The organism is Streptomyces sp. NPDC008092 (assembly GCF_042957285.1).
In the GTDB taxonomy this organism is placed as follows: domain Bacteria; phylum Actinomycetota; class Actinomycetes; order Streptomycetales; family Streptomycetaceae; genus Streptomyces.
This window is the reverse complement of sequence record NZ_JBIBHY010000003.1, coordinates 323569-338108: the sequence shown is the minus strand read 5'-3', so window position 1 is coordinate 338108 and position 14540 is coordinate 323569. Positions and strand designations below refer to the sequence as shown.

The following is a 14540-nucleotide window of genomic DNA, read 5'->3' as shown; positions in this document are numbered from 1 at the left end:
CTCGTTACTGCGTGTTTCTCGCTGCTTGCCGCTTACTTCTCGACGGTCTCGCAGGCGGTGCCGTCATCGTGCGTGCCGTCCAGGAGCGCCTGGACGCAGATGTCGGTGCCGTCCTTCCAGTTCGCGTTGATCGGAACCCGGAAGTAGGTGAAGTGGTTGCCGTTGTTGTAGTACGTCGTCAGCGGCGAGTACTTCACGTACCCCATCTTCTCGGCGTAGATCTTGAACTTGCCGTGGAAGGTCTCGTCGCCCGAGTAGGCCTGGATCCAGTTGACCTTGAGGCCGGAGCCGTCGACCCGGACACAGGCACCGCCGTGACACCCGGCCGCGGACGCGAACGCGGGCGCGGTGCCGGTCGTGATGGCCAGAGCGGCCGCTCCCGCGAGGATGCCGACCGTTCGCTTCAGAGTGGAACCCACCGTTTTCCCTTTCATCATGTGCATGACAGGGAAGCGGGCGCAGTGCCGTGCACAGCACCGCGTGACCGCCCCCCTGCCGGTCGGCAATGATCTTATCCTCAAAGGTCGAACAGAGGATCGATTCCCAGGGGGGCTTTGTGATCTCTTTGCGATCCTCAGGCCAGCGGGTCGGGCGCCGCCGTGATCCCGTGCTCCGCCAGCTTCGCCCGGCCCCCGTCGGGAGCCGTCAGCACCAGCGGGCCCTCCTCCGTCAGGGCGACGGAGTGCTCCCAGTGCGAGGACCAGGTGCCGTCCGTCGTGATGACCGTCCAGTCGTCCTCCAGGACCTCGGTCCTGGGCGTGCCGAGGGAGACCATGGGCTCGATCGCGAGGCAGAAGCCGGTGACCAGCCTGGGGCCCTTGCCGCGGCGGCGGTCGACGTAGTTCAGCAGGTGCGGGTCCATGTGCATCTCGGTGCCGATGCCGTGGCCGCCGTAGTCCTCGATGATGCCGTAGCGGCCGCCGCCGGGCTTCGGCTGGCGGCGGATGTAGGTCTCGATGGCCCGGGAGACGTCGACCAGGCGGTTGCCCTGCCTGACGGCCGCGATGCCGGCCCACATCGACTCCTCGGTCACCCGGGACAGCTCGACCAGCTCCGGAGCGTGACCCGAGCCCACGAAGGCGGTGTAGGCGGCGTCACCGTGCCAGCCGTCGACGATCGCCCCCGCGTCGACGGAGATGATGTCGCCGTCCTTCAGGACGACCTCGTCGGAGGGGATGCCGTGGACCACGACCTCGTTGACCGAGGTGCAGATCGTGGCGGGGAAGCCGCCGTAGCCGAGGAAGTTCGGCTTGGCGCCGTGCTCGGCGAGCACCTTGCGGGCGACCTCGTCCAGGTCCCTGGTGGTGGCGCCGGGCACCGCGGCCTCGTGGGTCGCCGCGTGGATCGCGGCCACGACCAGGCCCGCCGCCCGCATCTTGGCGATCTGCTCGGGGGTCTTGATCTGCACCATGGGCGGCCTGCGCTCTCCGTCACTCACGTCGACTGGGTTACCTGTACAACAGTACGGCCGCGGCACCCTGGGGTCCCCGGACCTGGTCCGGGGGGGAGGGCGCCGCGGCCGGAAGAACCGCGATCTAGTTGTTCTCGGCCTTCTCGCGCTTCAGCGCCTCCAGCGCCCGCTGCGTGATCTCGTCCACCGGGCCCAGCGAGGAGATCGTCACGACCAGCCCCTGCGCCTTGTAGTAGTCGATGATCGGCTCGGTCTGCGTGTGGTAGACCTCCAGCCGGGTGCGGACGGTGTCCTCGGAGTCGTCGTCACGCTGGTAGAGCTCGCCGCCGCAGATGTCGCAGACGCCCTCCTGCTTCGGCGGGCTGTACGTCACGTGGAAGACGTGCGAGGAGTCGTTGCGGCAGACGCGCCGGCCGGCGATCCGCTTGACGACCTCGGCCTCCGGGACCTCCAGGTCCAGGACGGCGTCCAGCACGATGTCCTCGTCGCTCAGCAGCTGGTCCAGCGCCTCGGCCTGCGAGACGTTGCGCGGGAAGCCGTCCAGCAGGAAGCCGTTCGCCGCGTCCGGCTGCTCCATGCGGTCCTTGGCCATGGCGATGGTGACCTCGTCGGGTACGAGGTCACCGGCGTCCATGTAGGACTTGGCGAGCTTGCCGAGATCGGTCTGCTGACTGATGTTGGCGCGGAACAGGTCGCCCGTGGAGATGTGCGGAACGGCCAGCATCTCGGCGAGGCGGACGGCCTGCGTTCCCTTACCGGCACCCGGCGGCCCGACGAGGACGATACGCATCAGCGGAGGAACCCTTCGTAATTGCGCTGCTGGAGCTGGCTCTCGATCTGCTTCACCGTCTCGAGACCGACACCCACGATGATGAGGATGCTGGTCCCGCCGAACGGGAAGTTCTGGCTCGCCCCGAAGCCGACCAACGCCACTGTCGGTACGAGAGCGATCAGCCCCAAATACAGCGAACCCGGCCAGGTGATCCGGTTGAGCACGTACGACAGGTACTCAGCGGTCGGTCGGCCAGCCCGGATGCCCGGGATGAAGCCACCATACTTCTTCATGTTGTCGGCGACTTCCTCGGGGTTGAAGGAGATCGCCACGTAGAAGAACGCGAAGAAAACAATGAGCAGGAAGTACATGGTGATGTACGTGGGGCTGTCGCCCTGCTTGGTCAGGTTCTGCTCGATCCAGCTCTTCCAGCCCGAGTTGCCGCCCGCGAACTGCGCCACGAGGGCCGGGATGTACAGCAGCGACGAGGCGAAGATGACCGGAATCACACCCGCCTGGTTCACCTTGAGCGGGATGTACGTGGACGTACCACCGTAGGAACGACGGCCGATCATGCGCTTCGCGTACTGCACCGGGATGCGGCGCTGGGCCTGCTCGACGAAGACGACGAGCCCGACCATGATCAGGCCGATCGCGATGACCGCGCCGAACTCGATCCAGCCGTCGGCCAGGGTGCCCTGCTTCTTGATGGCCCACAGCGCGGACGGGAAGGTCGCGGCGATCGAGATGAACATCAGGATCGACATGCCGTTGCCGATGCCGCGGTCGGTGATCAGCTCGCCGAGCCACATCACGACGGCCGTACCGGCGGTCATGCAGACGACCATCGTGATCGTCGTGAAGATCGACTGGTCCGGGACGATGCTGGACGCGACCGAGCAGCCGTTGAAGAGCGCGCCGCTGCGGGCGGTGGCGACGAGACCGGTGCCCTGGAGGATGGCGAGGGCCACGGTCAGGTACCGGGTGTACTGCGTGATCTTCGTCGTACCGGCCTGCCCCTCCTTCTTCAGGGCTTCCAGGCGCGGGATCACCACGGTGAGCAGCTGAAGGATGATGCTGGCCGTGATGTACGGCATGATGCCCAGCGCGAAGATCGTGATCTGCAGCAGGGCGCCGCCGCTGAACATGTTGATCATGCCGAAGAGCCCCTGGTTGCCAGAGGCCTCCTTCACGCACTGCTGCACAGACGTGTAGTTCACACCCGGGATCGGGATGTGCGTACCGACCCGGTAGACCACGATGATGCCCAGCGTGAAGAGCAGCTTCTTGCGCAGGTCGGGCGTCCTGAACGCCCGGGCGAACGCGGTGAGCACGGTGCCTCCTGCGACCCCCGCGCAAGTGCGTCAAGGGTGACGGTCTTGAGGTTCGACGAATGGGAAAAAGAACAGTGCTGGCCACCTTACCGGCCGCACTGCCCCCCTAGGAACGACCAACCGGGGATACCCCATTGTGAGGTATCCCCGGTCGGGATTCGCTTACGTCATCGAGACGTCCGAAACGATCAGACGAGCTCGGTGACGGTGCCGCCGGCGGCGGTGATCTTCTCCTTGGCGGAGCCGGAGACGGCGTCGACCGTCACCTGCAGCGCCACGGAGACCTCACCCTGGCCGAGGACCTTGACGAGGCTGTTCTTGCGAACGGCACCCTTGGCGACGAGACCCTCGACGGTGACCTCGCCACCCTCCGGGTACAGCGCGGCCAGCTTGTCGAGGTTCACGACCTGGAACTCGGTCTTGAACGGGTTCTTGAAGCCCTTCAGCTTCGGAAGACGCATGTGGAGGGGCATCTGGCCACCCTCGAAGCGCTCCGGAACCTGGTAACGGGCCTTCGTACCCTTGGTACCACGACCGGCCGTCTTACCCTTCGACGCCTCACCACGACCGACACGGGTCTTGGCGGTCTTGGCGCCGGGGGCCGGACGGAGGTTGTGGATCTTGAGCGGGTTGTTCTCCGCCATGATCAGTCGACCTCCTCGACCGTCACGAGGTGGCGGACGGTGTGCACCATGCCGCGGAACTCGGGGCGGTCCTCCTTGACGACCACGGTGTTGATCCCCTTGAGACCAAGCGACCGCAGAGTGTCACGGTGGTTCTGCTTGCTGCCGATGTACGACTTCGTCTGCGTGACCTTGAGGCGAGCCATTACGCACCCGCTCCCGCACGCGCACGAAGCAGAGCCGCGGGGGCGACGTCCTCAAGCGGCAGACCGCGGCGGGCCGCGATCTCCTCGGGACGCTGCAGGCCCTTCAGGGCCTCCACGGTCGCGTGCACGATGTTGATCGCGTTGTCGGAGCCGAGCGACTTCGACAGCACGTCGTGGATACCGGCGCACTCCAGGACGGCACGCACGGGACCACCGGCGATAACACCGGTACCCGGCGAGGCCGGCTTGAGGAGAACGACGCCGGCAGCCTTCTCACCCTGGATCGGGTGCGGGATGGTGCCCTGGATACGCGGGACCTTGAAGAAGTGCTTCTTGGCCTCCTCAACGCCCTTGGCGATGGCGGCCGGCACCTCCTTGGCCTTGCCGTAACCGACACCCACGGTGCCGTCACCGTCGCCCACCACGACCAGCGCGGTGAAGCTGAAGCGACGACCACCCTTCACAACCTTGGCGACGCGGTTGATCGCGACGACGCGCTCAACGTACGCGGTCTTCTCGGCGGCAGCAGCGCCGCCGTCACGGCCCTTCCGGTCCCGCCGCTCGCCGCCACCGGCACCGCTGCCGCGGCGCTGGGGTCCAGCCATTGGATTACCTCTCTCTTTCCGCTAGCTACAAGCGGCTCAGAACTTGAGCCCGGCCTCGCGGGCGGCGTCCGCCAGGGCGGCGATGCGCCCGGCGTACTGGTTGCCACCACGGTCGAACACCACGGCCTCGACACCGGCGGCCTTGGCACGCTCGGCGACCAGGGCGCCGACCTGCTTGGCCTGCGCGGACTTGTCGCCCTCGCCACCACGGACCGACGCGTCCAGGGTGGACGCGGAGGCCAGGGTGTGGCCCTTCAGGTCGTCGATCACCTGCGCCACGATGTGGCGGTTGGAGCGGGTCACGACCAGACGGGGACGCTCCGCCGTACCGGCGATCCGCTTGCGGATCCGGATGTGACGGCGCTTGATCGCGGCGCGCTTGTAGGCGTCGCCCTTGAGGATCTTCTGCCCGTATGCCATGGCTTACTTACCCGCCTTTCCGACCTTGCGGCGGATGACTTCGCCCTCGTACTTGACGCCCTTGGCCTTGTACGGGTCGGGCTTGCGCAGCTTGCGGATGTTGGCCGCGACCTCGCCGACCTTCTGCTTGTCGATGCCCTCGACCGAGAAACGGGTCGGAGCCTCGACCTTGAAGGTGATGCCCTCGGGGGCCTCGACCAGGATCGGGTGGCTGTAACCGAGCGCGAATTCGAGGTTCGAGCCCTTGGCGGTCACGCGGTAACCGACACCGCTGATTTCGAGCTTCTTCACGTAACCCTGGGTCACGCCGGTGATCATGTTCGCCACCAGCGTGCGGGACAGGCCGTGCAGGGCCTTGCTCTGACGCTCGTCGTTGGGGCGGGTCACCGCGAGAGTGCCGTCCTCGCCCTTGGCGATGTCGATCGGAGCCACGATGGTGTGGGTCAGCTCGCCCTTGGGGCCCTTGACCTGCACCGTGCGGCCGTCGATGGTGACGTCCACGCCGGCGGGAACCGCGATGGGGAGCTTGCCGATACGCGACATAGCTGTTTCCTCCGTTCCCTTCTGCTACCAGACGTAGGCGAGGACTTCCCCGCCTACGCCCTTCTTGCCGGCCTGCTTGTCGGTGAGGAGCCCGTGCGACGTGGAGATGATCGCCACGCCGAGGCCGCCCAGCACCTTCGGCAGGGAGGTGGACTTCGCGTACACCCGGAGACCGGGCTTGGAGATCCGCTTGATGCCCGCGATGGAGCGCTCACGGTTGGGACCGAACTTCAGGTCCAGGACGAGGTTCTTGCCGACCTCGGCGTCCTCGACCTTCCAGCCCGTGATGAAGCCCTCCTGCTGGAGGATCTCCGCGATGTGAGACTTGATCTTGGACGCCGGCATCGTCACGGAGTCGTGGTACGCCGAGTTCGCGTTCCGCAGACGCGTCAGCATGTCTGCGATCGGATCAGTCATGGTCATGAATTGGCCTGTGGCCTCTCTCGCCGGGGTTTCCTGGTGCGCCATCCCTCTCCCCGATCCGAGACGGGACGGGTGCGGCGCGGTGGACCTACGGCGTAGTAAGTCGTACGGGCGACTGTCAGGCGCCCAACCCTCCAAGCCTAAGCCATGAAGGGGTGGGCGCCTGACACGCCCATTGCTTACCGAGAGCCTCCGGAATCCCTAAAAAGCGGGATTACCAGGAGCTCTTGGTCACGCCCGGCAGCTCGCCACGGTGAGCCATCTCACGAAGGCACACGCGGCACAGGCCGAACTTGCGGTACACGGAGTGCGGACGGCCGCAGCGCTGGCAGCGCGTGTAGCCACGCACACCGAACTTGGGCTTGCGAGCAGCCTTGGCAATCAGAGCCTTCTTCGCCATCTCGCTCACGCCTCCTTGAACGGGAAGCCGAGGTGACGAAGGAGCGCGCGGCCCTCAGCGTCGTTGGTCGCCGTGGTCACCACGGTGATGTCCATACCCCGGGTACGGTCGATCTTGTCCTGGTCGATCTCGTGGAACATGACCTGCTCCGTGAGACCGAAGGTGTAGTTGCCACGGCCGTCGAACTGCTTGGGGGACAGACCACGGAAGTCGCGGATGCGCGGCAGCGCGAGCGACAGGGTGCGGTCCAGGAACTCCCACATGCGGTCGCCACGGAGCGTGACGTGGGCACCGATCGGCTGGCCCTCACGCAGCTTGAACTGCGCGATGGACTTGCGGGCCTTGGTGACCTGCGGCTTCTGGCCGGTGATCGTGGTGAGGTCGCGGATGGCGCCCTCGATCAGCTTGGAGTCGCGGGCGGCGTCGCCCACACCCATGTTGACCACGATCTTGACGAGGCCGGGGATCTGCATGACGTTCTCGTACTTGAACTCGTCACGCATCTTGCCCGCGATCTCCTCGCGGTACTTCAGCTTCAGACGCGGAGCAGTGGTGGTAGCCATCAGATGTCCTCACCCGTCCGCTTGGCAACGCGGATCTTGTTGCCTTCGTCGTCGAAGCGGTAACCGACACGCGTGACGACCTTGTTGCCGTCCTTCTCAACGACCAGCTGGACGTTGGAGACGTGGACGGGCGCCTCGGTCGTGACGATGCCGCCGGCCTGCGAACCGCGAGCGGTCGGGCCGGCCTTGGTGTGCTTCTTGACCCGGTTGACACCCTCGACCAGGACACGGTCCTCGCGGGGGTAGGCCGCGATGACCTTGCCCTGCTTGCCCTTGTCCTTACCGGTGATGACCTGGACCAGGTCGCCCTTCTTGATCTTCATGCTTACAGCACCTCCGGAGCCAGCGAGATGATCTTCATGAACTTCTTCTCGCGCAGCTCACGGCCGACCGGGCCGAAGATACGGGTGCCACGAGGGTCGCCGTCGTTCTTCAGAATGACAGCGGCGTTCTCGTCGAAGCGGATGTACGAGCCGTCCGGACGGCGGCGCTCCTTGACGGTGCGAACGATGACCGCCTTGATGACGTCACCCTTCTTCACGTTGCCGCCGGGGATCGCGTCCTTGACGGTGGCGACGATGACGTCACCGATGCCCGCGTAGCGGCGACCGGAGCCACCGAGCACACGGATGCAAAGGATCTCCTTCGCACCAGTGTTGTCGGCGACACGCAGTCGCGACTCCTGCTGGATCACGTCTATCTCCTGTTTGTCTGCCGGTTCCCCGGGGGCCGTTCAGAGGAACGGCCCCCGGAGCCTGGCGGAACTGTCCTGCGAGGGATGCCCCGCAGGAGAATTACTTGGCCTTCTCGAGGATCTCGACGATGCGCCACCGCTTCGTGGCGGACAGCGGCCGGGTCTCCATGAGGAGGACACGGTCGCCGACGCCGGCGGCGTTCTGCTCGTCGTGCGCCTTGAGCTTGTTCGTACGGCGGATGACCTTGCCGTACAGCGCGTGCTTGACGCGGTCCTCGACGGCGACGACGACGGTCTTGTCCATCTTGTCGCTGACGACGAGACCCTCACGGGTCTTGCGGAAGCTGTCCCGCGTCTCGTTCTTCTCAGTCACGTTGCTCTCGCTCATCAGGCGCTCTCCACCGTTTCGATGCCCAGCTCACGCTCGCGCATCAGGGTGTAGATCCGCGCGATGTCCTTGCGGACCGCCTTCAGACGGCCGTGGTTCTCGAGCTGACCCGTCGCCGCCTGGAAGCGGAGGTTGAACAGCTCTTCCTTGGCCTCGCGGAGCTTGCCCAGAAGCTCCTCGTTGCCCAGCTCGCGCAGCTCGGACGCCTTGGTACCGGCCGACATCACGCTTCACCTGCCTCGCGCTTGACGATCCGGCACTTCATCGGCAGCTTGTGGGCTGCGCGAGTCAGGGCCTCACGGGCGATCTTCTCGTTGGGGTAGGACAGCTCGAACATGACCCGGCCCGGGTGCACGTTCGCGATCCACCACTCCGGAGAACCCTTACCGGAACCCATGCGGGTCTCGGCAGGCTTCTTCGTCAGCGGGCGGTCCGGGTAGATGTTGATCCAGACCTTGCCGCCACGCTTGATGTGGCGGGTCATCGCGATACGGGCCGCCTCGATCTGGCGGTTGGTCACGTACGCCGGCGTGAGGGCCTGGATGCCGTACTCGCCGAACGCGACCGTGGTACCGCCCTTGGCCTCACCGCGACGCTTCGGGTGGTGCTGCTTGCGGTGCTTGACCCTACGGGGGATCAGCATGTCGGTCAGGCCTCCGTTCCGGTGCTCTCAGCAGCCGGAGCGGCAGCGGCCTCGGCCTGGGGGGCCTCGGCAGCGGGAGCCTGCTGCGGCTTGCGACCGCGCCGCTCGCCACCACGGCCACCACGGGCCGGGCGGTCACCAGCGCCACCGCCACGGGCCGGGCGGTTGCCGGCGCGGGCTGCGGCGTTCTCGGCGCGGACCTCGGCGATGTTCTTGACGTCGCCCTTGTAGATCCAGACCTTCACACCGATGCGGCCGAAGGTCGTCTTGGCCTCGAAGAAGCCGTAGTCCACGTTCGCGCGGAGCGTGTGCAGGGGCACGCGGCCCTCGCGGTAGAACTCCGAGCGGGACATCTCGGCGCCGCCGAGGCGGCCACCGCACTGGATCTTGATGCCCTTGGCGCCGGCCTTCATCGCCGACTGCATGCTCTTGCGCATGGCACGGCGGAAGGAGACGCGGGAGGAGAGCTGCTCGGCGACGGCCTGGGCCACCAGCTGAGCGTCCGTCTCCGGGTTCTTGACCTCAAGGATGTTCAGCTGGACCTGCTTGCCGGTCAGCTTCTCCAGGTCACCGCGGATGCGGTCGGCCTCGGCGCCGCGGCGGCCGATGACGATGCCCGGACGCGCGGTGTGGATGTCCACGCGGACGCGGTCACGGGTGCGCTCGATCTCGACCTTGGAGATGCCGGCGCGCTCCATGCCGGACGTCATCATCCGACGGATGGCGACGTCTTCCTTGACGTAGTCCTTGTACAGCTTGTCGGCGTACCAACGCGACTTGAAGTCGGTCGTGACACCGAGCCGGAACCCATGCGGGTTTACCTTCTGGCCCATTACCGGGTTCCTTCCTTGCTGCTGACGACCACGGTGATGTGGCTGGTCCGCTTGCGGATCCGGTAGGCACGGCCCTGGGCGCGCGGCCGGAACCGCTTCAGGGTCGGACCCTCGTCGACGTACGCCTCGGAGATGAAGAGGCTGTCGGCGTCGGTGTGGTCGTAGTTGTGCGCGGCGTTGGCGATGGCGCTGTCGAGCACCTTGCCGACCGGCACGGAGGCTGCCTGCGGAGCGAATCGCAGAACAGCCTGAGCCTCCGTGGCGTCCATGCCACGGATCAGGTCCACCACGCGGCGGGCCTTCATGGGCGTGACGCGGATGTACCGCGCCTGGGCCCTGGCTTCCATGGTTGTCCCTCTCAGTTACTTACGTGTCTGAATGCGATCCGCTGCTAGCGGCGCTTCGACTTCCGGTCGTCCTTGACGTGGCCCCGGAAGGTGCGGGTCGGCGAGAACTCGCCGAGCTTGTGGCCGACCATCGACTCGGTGACGAACACCGGGATGTGGGTCTTGCCGTTGTGCACCGCGATCGTGTGGCCGAGCATGGCCGGGACGATCATCGAGCGACGGGACCAGGTCTTGATGACGTTCTTGGTGCCGGCTTCGTTCTGGACATCCACCTTCTTGATCAGGTGGTCGTCGACGAAGGGCCCCTTCTTCAAGCTACGAGGCATCTCAACCAGTCCTTAACGCTTCTTGTTCGTCTTGCGGCGGCGGACGATGTACTTGTTCGACGCCTTCTTGGGCGAACGAGTACGACCTTCCTTCTTGCCCCACGGGGACACGGGGTGACGACCACCGGACGTCCGGCCCTCACCACCACCGTGCGGGTGGTCGACCGGGTTCATGACGACACCACGGACGGTCGGGCGGACGCCCAGCCACCGCTTGCGGCCGGCCTTGCCCCAGTTGATGTTCGACTGCTCGGCGTTGCCGACCTCACCGACGGTGGCGCGGCAGCGCGCGTCCACCATGCGGATCTCGCCGGACGGCATACGGAGGGTCGCCATGGCGCCCTCACGGGCGAGCAGCTGCACCGAGGCACCCGCGGAACGGGCGAACTTGGCGCCACCGCCGGGACGGAGCTCGATCGCGTGGACCGTGGTACCGACCGGGATGTTGCGGAGGGCCAGGTTGTTGCCCGGCTTGATGTCGGCCCCGGGACCGTTCTCCACGGTGTCGCCCTGCTGCAGGTTGCGCGGGGCGAGGATGTAGCGCTTCTCGCCGTCCGCGTAGTGCAGCAGCGCGATGCGCGCGGTGCGGTTGGGGTCGTACTCGATGTGCGCGACCTTCGCCGGCACGCCGTCCTTGTCGTGACGACGGAAGTCGATCACTCGGTAGGCGCGCTTGTGTCCGCCACCCTGGTGGCGAACGGTCACACGACCGGCGTTGTTACGGCCGCCCTTGCTGTGCAGCGGGCGGACCAGCGACTTCTCCGGCGTGGACCGCGTGACCTCGACGAAGTCGGCGACGCTGGCGCCACGACGGCCCGGCGTAGTCGGCTTGTACTTGCGGATTCCCATTTCTCAGTCCTCGTCCGATATCGGACGATCCGACCCGCTTACGCGGTCGGACCGCCGAAGATGTCGATACGGTCGCCCTCGGCGAGGGTCACGATCGCGCGCTTGGAGCCCGCGCGCTGACCGAACCCGGTCTTGGTGCGCTTGCGCTTGCCCTGGCGGTTGAGGGTGTTGACCCCGGTGACCTTGACCGAGAAGACCGCCTGGACGGCCTGCTTGATCTGGGTCTTGTTGGCGCCCGGGGCGACGACGAACGTGTACTTGTTCTCGTCCAGGAGCGCGTAGCTCTTCTCCGAGACGACCGGCTTCAGCAGCACGTCACGGGGGTCCGTGTACGACTTGCTGATCGGCGTCTCGACGGTGTTCTTGCCCTCGGCCTCGTGGCGGCGCGCCTTGGCGACGCGCGCGGCCTTGGCCGCCTTGGCGGCCTTCGAGGCGATGCTCGGGTGACGGATGGCCATCAGACCTCGGTCCCTTCGGTGTCGTTGGCCTTCGGGCCGGCGACGAAGGACTCGAGAGCGGCCTGGGTGAAGACCACGTCGTCCGAGACGATCACGTCGTACGTGTTCAGCTGGCCCGGCTCCAGGATGTGGACCTGGGGCAGGTTGCGGGCGGAGAGCCACGCGGCCTCGTCGGCGCGGTCGACGACCAGGAGCAGGTTCTTGCGCTCCGAGATCTTGCCGAACAGCGTGCGAGCGGCCTTGGTGCTGGGGGTCTCGCCCTCGATCACGCCGGTGACGACGTGGATGCGGTTGTGGCGGGCCCGGTCGGTGAGGGCGTGGCGCAGGGCCGCGGCCTTCATCTTCTTCGGGGTCCGCTGCGAGTAGTCACGCGGCTGCGGGCCGTGGACGACGCCACCGCCGGCGAACTGCGGCGCACGGGTCGAACCCTGACGGGCGCGGCCGGTGCCCTTCTGGCGGTACGGCTTCTTGCCGCCACCACGGACTTCACCGCGGGTCTTGGTCTTGTGCGTGCCCTGACGGGCAGCGGCGTTCTGCGCGACGACGACCTGGTGAATCAGCGGGATGCTGATGTTCTCCACGCCGAAGATCTCCGCGGGGAGCTCGACGGTGCCGGTCTTCTCGCCCGCAGGCGAAAGGATGTCAACAGTGCTCATCGGTACCTCAGGCCCCCTTGGCCGCGGTGCGGACCAGGACGAGGCCGCCGTTCGGACCGGGAACCGCGCCCTTGATGAGCAGCAGACCCTTCTCCGCGTCAACGGCGTGGACGGTCAGGTTCTGGGTGGTGACACGCTCGTTGCCCATGCGACCCGCCATGCGGAGGCCCTTGAACACGCGGCCCGGGGTGGCGCAGCCACCGATGGAACCGGGCGAGCGGTGCTTGCGCTGGGTGCCGTGACCGGCGCCGAGGCCCTTGAAGTTGTGACGCTTCATGACACCGGCGAAGCCCTTGCCCTTGCTCTTGCCGGTGACGTCGACCTTCACGCCGGCCTCGAAGACCTCGGCGGTGACTTCCTGACCGAGGGTGTACTCGGAGGCGTCGGCCGTACGGATCTCGACAAGGTGACGGCGGGGGGTGACGTCGGCCTTCGCGAAGTGGCCCTTGAGGGGCTTGTTCACCTTGCGCGGGTCGATCTCGCCGAAGGCGATCTGGACCGACTCGTAGCCGTCGACGTCGTTGGTACGGACCTGGGTGACGACGTTGGGGCCGGCCTTGACGACGGTGACCGGAACAACACGGTTGTTCTCGTCCCACACCTGCGTCATGCCGAGCTTCTCGCCCAGGATGCCCTTGATCTGCTTAGCCATTCTCAGATCACCGGCCTCAGAGCTTGATCTCGATGTCGACACCGGCCGGGAGGTCGAGTCGCATCAGGGAGTCAACGGTCTTCGGCGTCGGGTCGAGGATGTCGATCAGGCGCTTGTGGGTGCGCATCTCGAAGTGCTCGCGCGAGTCCTTGTACTTGTGCGGCGACTTGATGACGCAGTACACGTTCTTCTCAGTGGGCAGCGGCACCGGGCCCGCGACCGACGCACCAGTGCGGGTCACCGTCTCGACGATCTTCTTCGCCGAGGAGTCGATGACCTCGTGGTCGTAGGCCTTGAGCCGGATGCGGATCTTCTGTCCCGCCATGGCTACTCAGTAGTCCTGTCTTTGCACGCTCTGGAACCCGGTGACTGCTTCTTCTCCGACCCACGCGGTCGGGTGTGTCGCGCTCTCACCGACACAGATGCCCCTTGTTCGAACATCCCTGCAGGGAAAGCACGGCCCTTCCGGAACCGCAAGCCGAGGGCGGAAGGCCCACCGGGTGCCTGGTCGGTGCCGCACTCCACTTCCCGAAAGATTCCCGTACGTCCGCCCCAGTGCTGCCCGCAGGCAGTTAGGGCGACGAGTACTGTGGGACTCGCTTCCGGTCCTCCCGGCGGGAGGCGCGCAGCATCAACACTCGACCGAGCAACTCCGACAGTCTGCCATACGGGCCGGGGGGCTGGCCAATCGGGGGGCGGAGAGGATACCCCCAGGGGGGCAGAGGTCAAACACAGGCTCGGGTGGAGGTGTGGGGGCGGAGCTTGGCGGTGGGGGTCAGAATCCCCAGGGATCGGGGTGCGGCGCGGCCGACGGCTCCGACGACCACAGCAGACGGGCCTCCAGATCGCCTCCGAGGACCTCGTCGAGCAGATCACGCATCCAGCCGTTCCAGCACACCGCGACGGGAAACTGCGGAACCCGGAACGCCGGCAACCCGACCGGCACCGCCTCCGGTCGGAAGACCATCTTCCGCATCTCTCCGGTGGCCTTCTTCGGCTGGGCCGACCTGCGGGTGTCCACGCAGTCCACGAGAGGCTCCACCACGTACAGAGCGTAGTCGTCGGGCTCCGGGCCCGGTGTGCGGACGGGAACCAGCCGACCGGCCTGTTCCAGCCGCTCCCGCCCGACCCTGTCGACCAGTGCTCGGCTCAGCATCGGCGCGCCCGGGTAGTCGGAGGCGAAGTCGGCCTTGCGTGCCTTGGGGTCACCGGTCCACTCGGCCTCGAACGAGTCCGGCAGGGCGACCTTCGGTCCCTGGAACTGCCGGCGCTTGAGATCGATCAGCGAATCGCCCAAGCGCAGCGTCCTCAGGTTCCCCGTGCCGGCCAGGAGGCGGTACACGGCCGAAGGGACCGAGGGGTTCGGTGCCGGAGTCGGGTCAGAGGTCATGGAG

The 14540-nt window shown here is 66.6% G+C and carries 26 protein-coding genes; all 26 read right to left on the bottom strand.

Annotation, left to right across the window (positions count from 1 at the left end; translation table 11 throughout):
• Positions 1 to 32 precede the first annotated feature (32 nt).
• Positions 33 to 419, bottom strand: coding sequence for a hypothetical protein (locus ACFZB3_RS10825; RefSeq protein WP_391372895.1), 387 nt, complete (start codon positions 417 to 419; stop codon positions 33 to 35).
• Positions 420 to 574: 155 nt separating this feature from the next.
• The gene (gene map / locus ACFZB3_RS10820; protein ID WP_391374021.1) at positions 575 to 1411 is read right to left on the bottom strand and encodes a type I methionyl aminopeptidase; all 837 of its coding nucleotides are present in this window, start codon (positions 1409 to 1411) and stop codon (positions 575 to 577) included.
• Between the two features lie 124 nt (positions 1412 to 1535).
• Positions 1536 to 2201 (bottom strand): adenylate kinase, encoded by a 666-nt coding sequence (locus ACFZB3_RS10815; RefSeq protein WP_391372892.1) that lies wholly within the window; start codon positions 2199 to 2201, stop codon positions 1536 to 1538.
• A complete protein-coding gene (gene secY, locus ACFZB3_RS10810; RefSeq protein ID WP_391372889.1) occupies positions 2201 to 3517 on the bottom strand; it encodes a preprotein translocase subunit SecY in 1317 nt (438 codons plus the stop codon). The genes ACFZB3_RS10815 and secY overlap by 1 nt, the downstream gene beginning before the upstream one ends.
• Positions 3518 to 3705: 188 nt before the next feature.
• Positions 3706 to 4161 (bottom strand): 50S ribosomal protein L15, encoded by a 456-nt coding sequence (gene rplO, locus ACFZB3_RS10805; RefSeq protein WP_007443991.1) that lies wholly within the window; start codon positions 4159 to 4161, stop codon positions 3706 to 3708.
• A gap of 2 nt (positions 4162 to 4163) precedes the next feature.
• The gene (gene rpmD / locus ACFZB3_RS10800) at positions 4164 to 4346 is read right to left on the bottom strand and encodes a 50S ribosomal protein L30 (RefSeq protein WP_006376032.1); all 183 of its coding nucleotides are present in this window, start codon (positions 4344 to 4346) and stop codon (positions 4164 to 4166) included.
• Positions 4346 to 4951 (bottom strand): 30S ribosomal protein S5, encoded by a 606-nt coding sequence (rpsE, locus tag ACFZB3_RS10795; RefSeq protein WP_019753099.1) that lies wholly within the window; start codon positions 4949 to 4951, stop codon positions 4346 to 4348. Before rpsE ends, rpmD begins: the two co-directional genes overlap by 1 nt.
• A gap of 36 nt (positions 4952 to 4987) precedes the next feature.
• Positions 4988 to 5371 carry a 50S ribosomal protein L18 gene (rplR, locus tag ACFZB3_RS10790; protein WP_030860987.1) on the bottom strand — a complete coding sequence of 128 codons (384 nt, stop codon included), beginning with the start codon at positions 5369 to 5371 and terminating at the stop codon, positions 4988 to 4990.
• 3 nt (positions 5372 to 5374) lie between these two features.
• Positions 5375 to 5914, bottom strand: coding sequence for a 50S ribosomal protein L6 (gene rplF, locus ACFZB3_RS10785; protein WP_089099427.1), 540 nt, complete (start codon positions 5912 to 5914; stop codon positions 5375 to 5377).
• Between the two features lie 24 nt (positions 5915 to 5938).
• Positions 5939 to 6337 (bottom strand): 30S ribosomal protein S8, encoded by a 399-nt coding sequence (gene rpsH, locus ACFZB3_RS10780; protein WP_089099428.1) that lies wholly within the window; start codon positions 6335 to 6337, stop codon positions 5939 to 5941.
• Between the two features lie 214 nt (positions 6338 to 6551).
• A complete protein-coding gene (locus ACFZB3_RS10775; protein ID WP_003948630.1) occupies positions 6552 to 6737 on the bottom strand; it encodes a type Z 30S ribosomal protein S14 in 186 nt (61 codons plus the stop codon).
• Positions 6738 to 6742: 5 nt separating this feature from the next.
• Positions 6743 to 7300 (bottom strand): 50S ribosomal protein L5, encoded by a 558-nt coding sequence (rplE, locus tag ACFZB3_RS10770; protein WP_123974794.1) that lies wholly within the window; start codon positions 7298 to 7300, stop codon positions 6743 to 6745.
• On the bottom strand, positions 7300 to 7623 hold the full coding sequence (rplX, locus tag ACFZB3_RS10765; protein ID WP_030967306.1) for a 50S ribosomal protein L24: 324 nt from the start codon (positions 7621 to 7623) through the stop codon (positions 7300 to 7302). The genes rplE and rplX overlap by 1 nt, the downstream gene beginning before the upstream one ends.
• A gap of 2 nt (positions 7624 to 7625) precedes the next feature.
• The gene (gene rplN / locus ACFZB3_RS10760; RefSeq protein WP_003992364.1) at positions 7626 to 7994 is read right to left on the bottom strand and encodes a 50S ribosomal protein L14; all 369 of its coding nucleotides are present in this window, start codon (positions 7992 to 7994) and stop codon (positions 7626 to 7628) included.
• A 100-nt stretch (positions 7995 to 8094) separates the two neighbouring features.
• A complete protein-coding gene (gene rpsQ, locus ACFZB3_RS10755; protein ID WP_391372884.1) occupies positions 8095 to 8382 on the bottom strand; it encodes a 30S ribosomal protein S17 in 288 nt (95 codons plus the stop codon).
• The gene (gene rpmC, locus ACFZB3_RS10750; RefSeq protein WP_030174543.1) at positions 8382 to 8606 is read right to left on the bottom strand and encodes a 50S ribosomal protein L29; all 225 of its coding nucleotides are present in this window, start codon (positions 8604 to 8606) and stop codon (positions 8382 to 8384) included. Before rpmC ends, rpsQ begins: the two co-directional genes overlap by 1 nt.
• On the bottom strand, positions 8606 to 9025 hold the full coding sequence (gene rplP, locus ACFZB3_RS10745) for a 50S ribosomal protein L16 (protein ID WP_030788270.1): 420 nt from the start codon (positions 9023 to 9025) through the stop codon (positions 8606 to 8608). The genes rpmC and rplP overlap by 1 nt, the downstream gene beginning before the upstream one ends.
• A gap of 5 nt (positions 9026 to 9030) precedes the next feature.
• Positions 9031 to 9858: a 30S ribosomal protein S3 gene (rpsC, locus tag ACFZB3_RS10740; RefSeq protein ID WP_093499641.1), complete on the bottom strand. Its 828-nt coding sequence runs from the start codon at positions 9856 to 9858 to the stop codon at positions 9031 to 9033.
• Positions 9858 to 10205, bottom strand: a complete 348-nt coding sequence (gene rplV, locus ACFZB3_RS10735) for a 50S ribosomal protein L22 (RefSeq protein ID WP_003974262.1) — start codon at positions 10203 to 10205, stop codon at positions 9858 to 9860. The genes rpsC and rplV overlap by 1 nt, the downstream gene beginning before the upstream one ends.
• A 44-nt stretch (positions 10206 to 10249) precedes the next feature.
• Positions 10250 to 10531 carry a 30S ribosomal protein S19 gene (gene rpsS, locus ACFZB3_RS10730; RefSeq protein ID WP_003948639.1) on the bottom strand — a complete coding sequence of 94 codons (282 nt, stop codon included), beginning with the start codon at positions 10529 to 10531 and terminating at the stop codon, positions 10250 to 10252.
• A gap of 12 nt (positions 10532 to 10543) precedes the next feature.
• Complete coding sequence (gene rplB / locus ACFZB3_RS10725) at positions 10544 to 11380, bottom strand: 50S ribosomal protein L2 (protein ID WP_093499642.1); 837 nt, start codon at positions 11378 to 11380, stop codon at positions 10544 to 10546.
• Between the two features lie 38 nt (positions 11381 to 11418).
• Positions 11419 to 11838: a 50S ribosomal protein L23 gene (gene rplW / locus ACFZB3_RS10720; RefSeq protein WP_391372879.1), complete on the bottom strand. Its 420-nt coding sequence runs from the start codon at positions 11836 to 11838 to the stop codon at positions 11419 to 11421.
• Positions 11838 to 12494, bottom strand: a complete 657-nt coding sequence (gene rplD / locus ACFZB3_RS10715; protein ID WP_391372876.1) for a 50S ribosomal protein L4 — start codon at positions 12492 to 12494, stop codon at positions 11838 to 11840. Before rplD ends, rplW begins: the two co-directional genes overlap by 1 nt.
• 7 nt (positions 12495 to 12501) lie before the next feature.
• The gene (rplC, locus tag ACFZB3_RS10710) at positions 12502 to 13146 is read right to left on the bottom strand and encodes a 50S ribosomal protein L3 (protein ID WP_062706771.1); all 645 of its coding nucleotides are present in this window, start codon (positions 13144 to 13146) and stop codon (positions 12502 to 12504) included.
• Positions 13147 to 13162: 16 nt separating this feature from the next.
• The gene (rpsJ, locus tag ACFZB3_RS10705; protein ID WP_003948644.1) at positions 13163 to 13471 is read right to left on the bottom strand and encodes a 30S ribosomal protein S10; all 309 of its coding nucleotides are present in this window, start codon (positions 13469 to 13471) and stop codon (positions 13163 to 13165) included.
• Positions 13472 to 13921: 450 nt separating this feature from the next.
• Positions 13922 to 14536 (bottom strand): hypothetical protein, encoded by a 615-nt coding sequence (locus tag ACFZB3_RS10700; RefSeq protein ID WP_391372874.1) that lies wholly within the window; start codon positions 14534 to 14536, stop codon positions 13922 to 13924.
• Between the last annotated feature and the right edge of the window lie 4 nt (positions 14537 to 14540).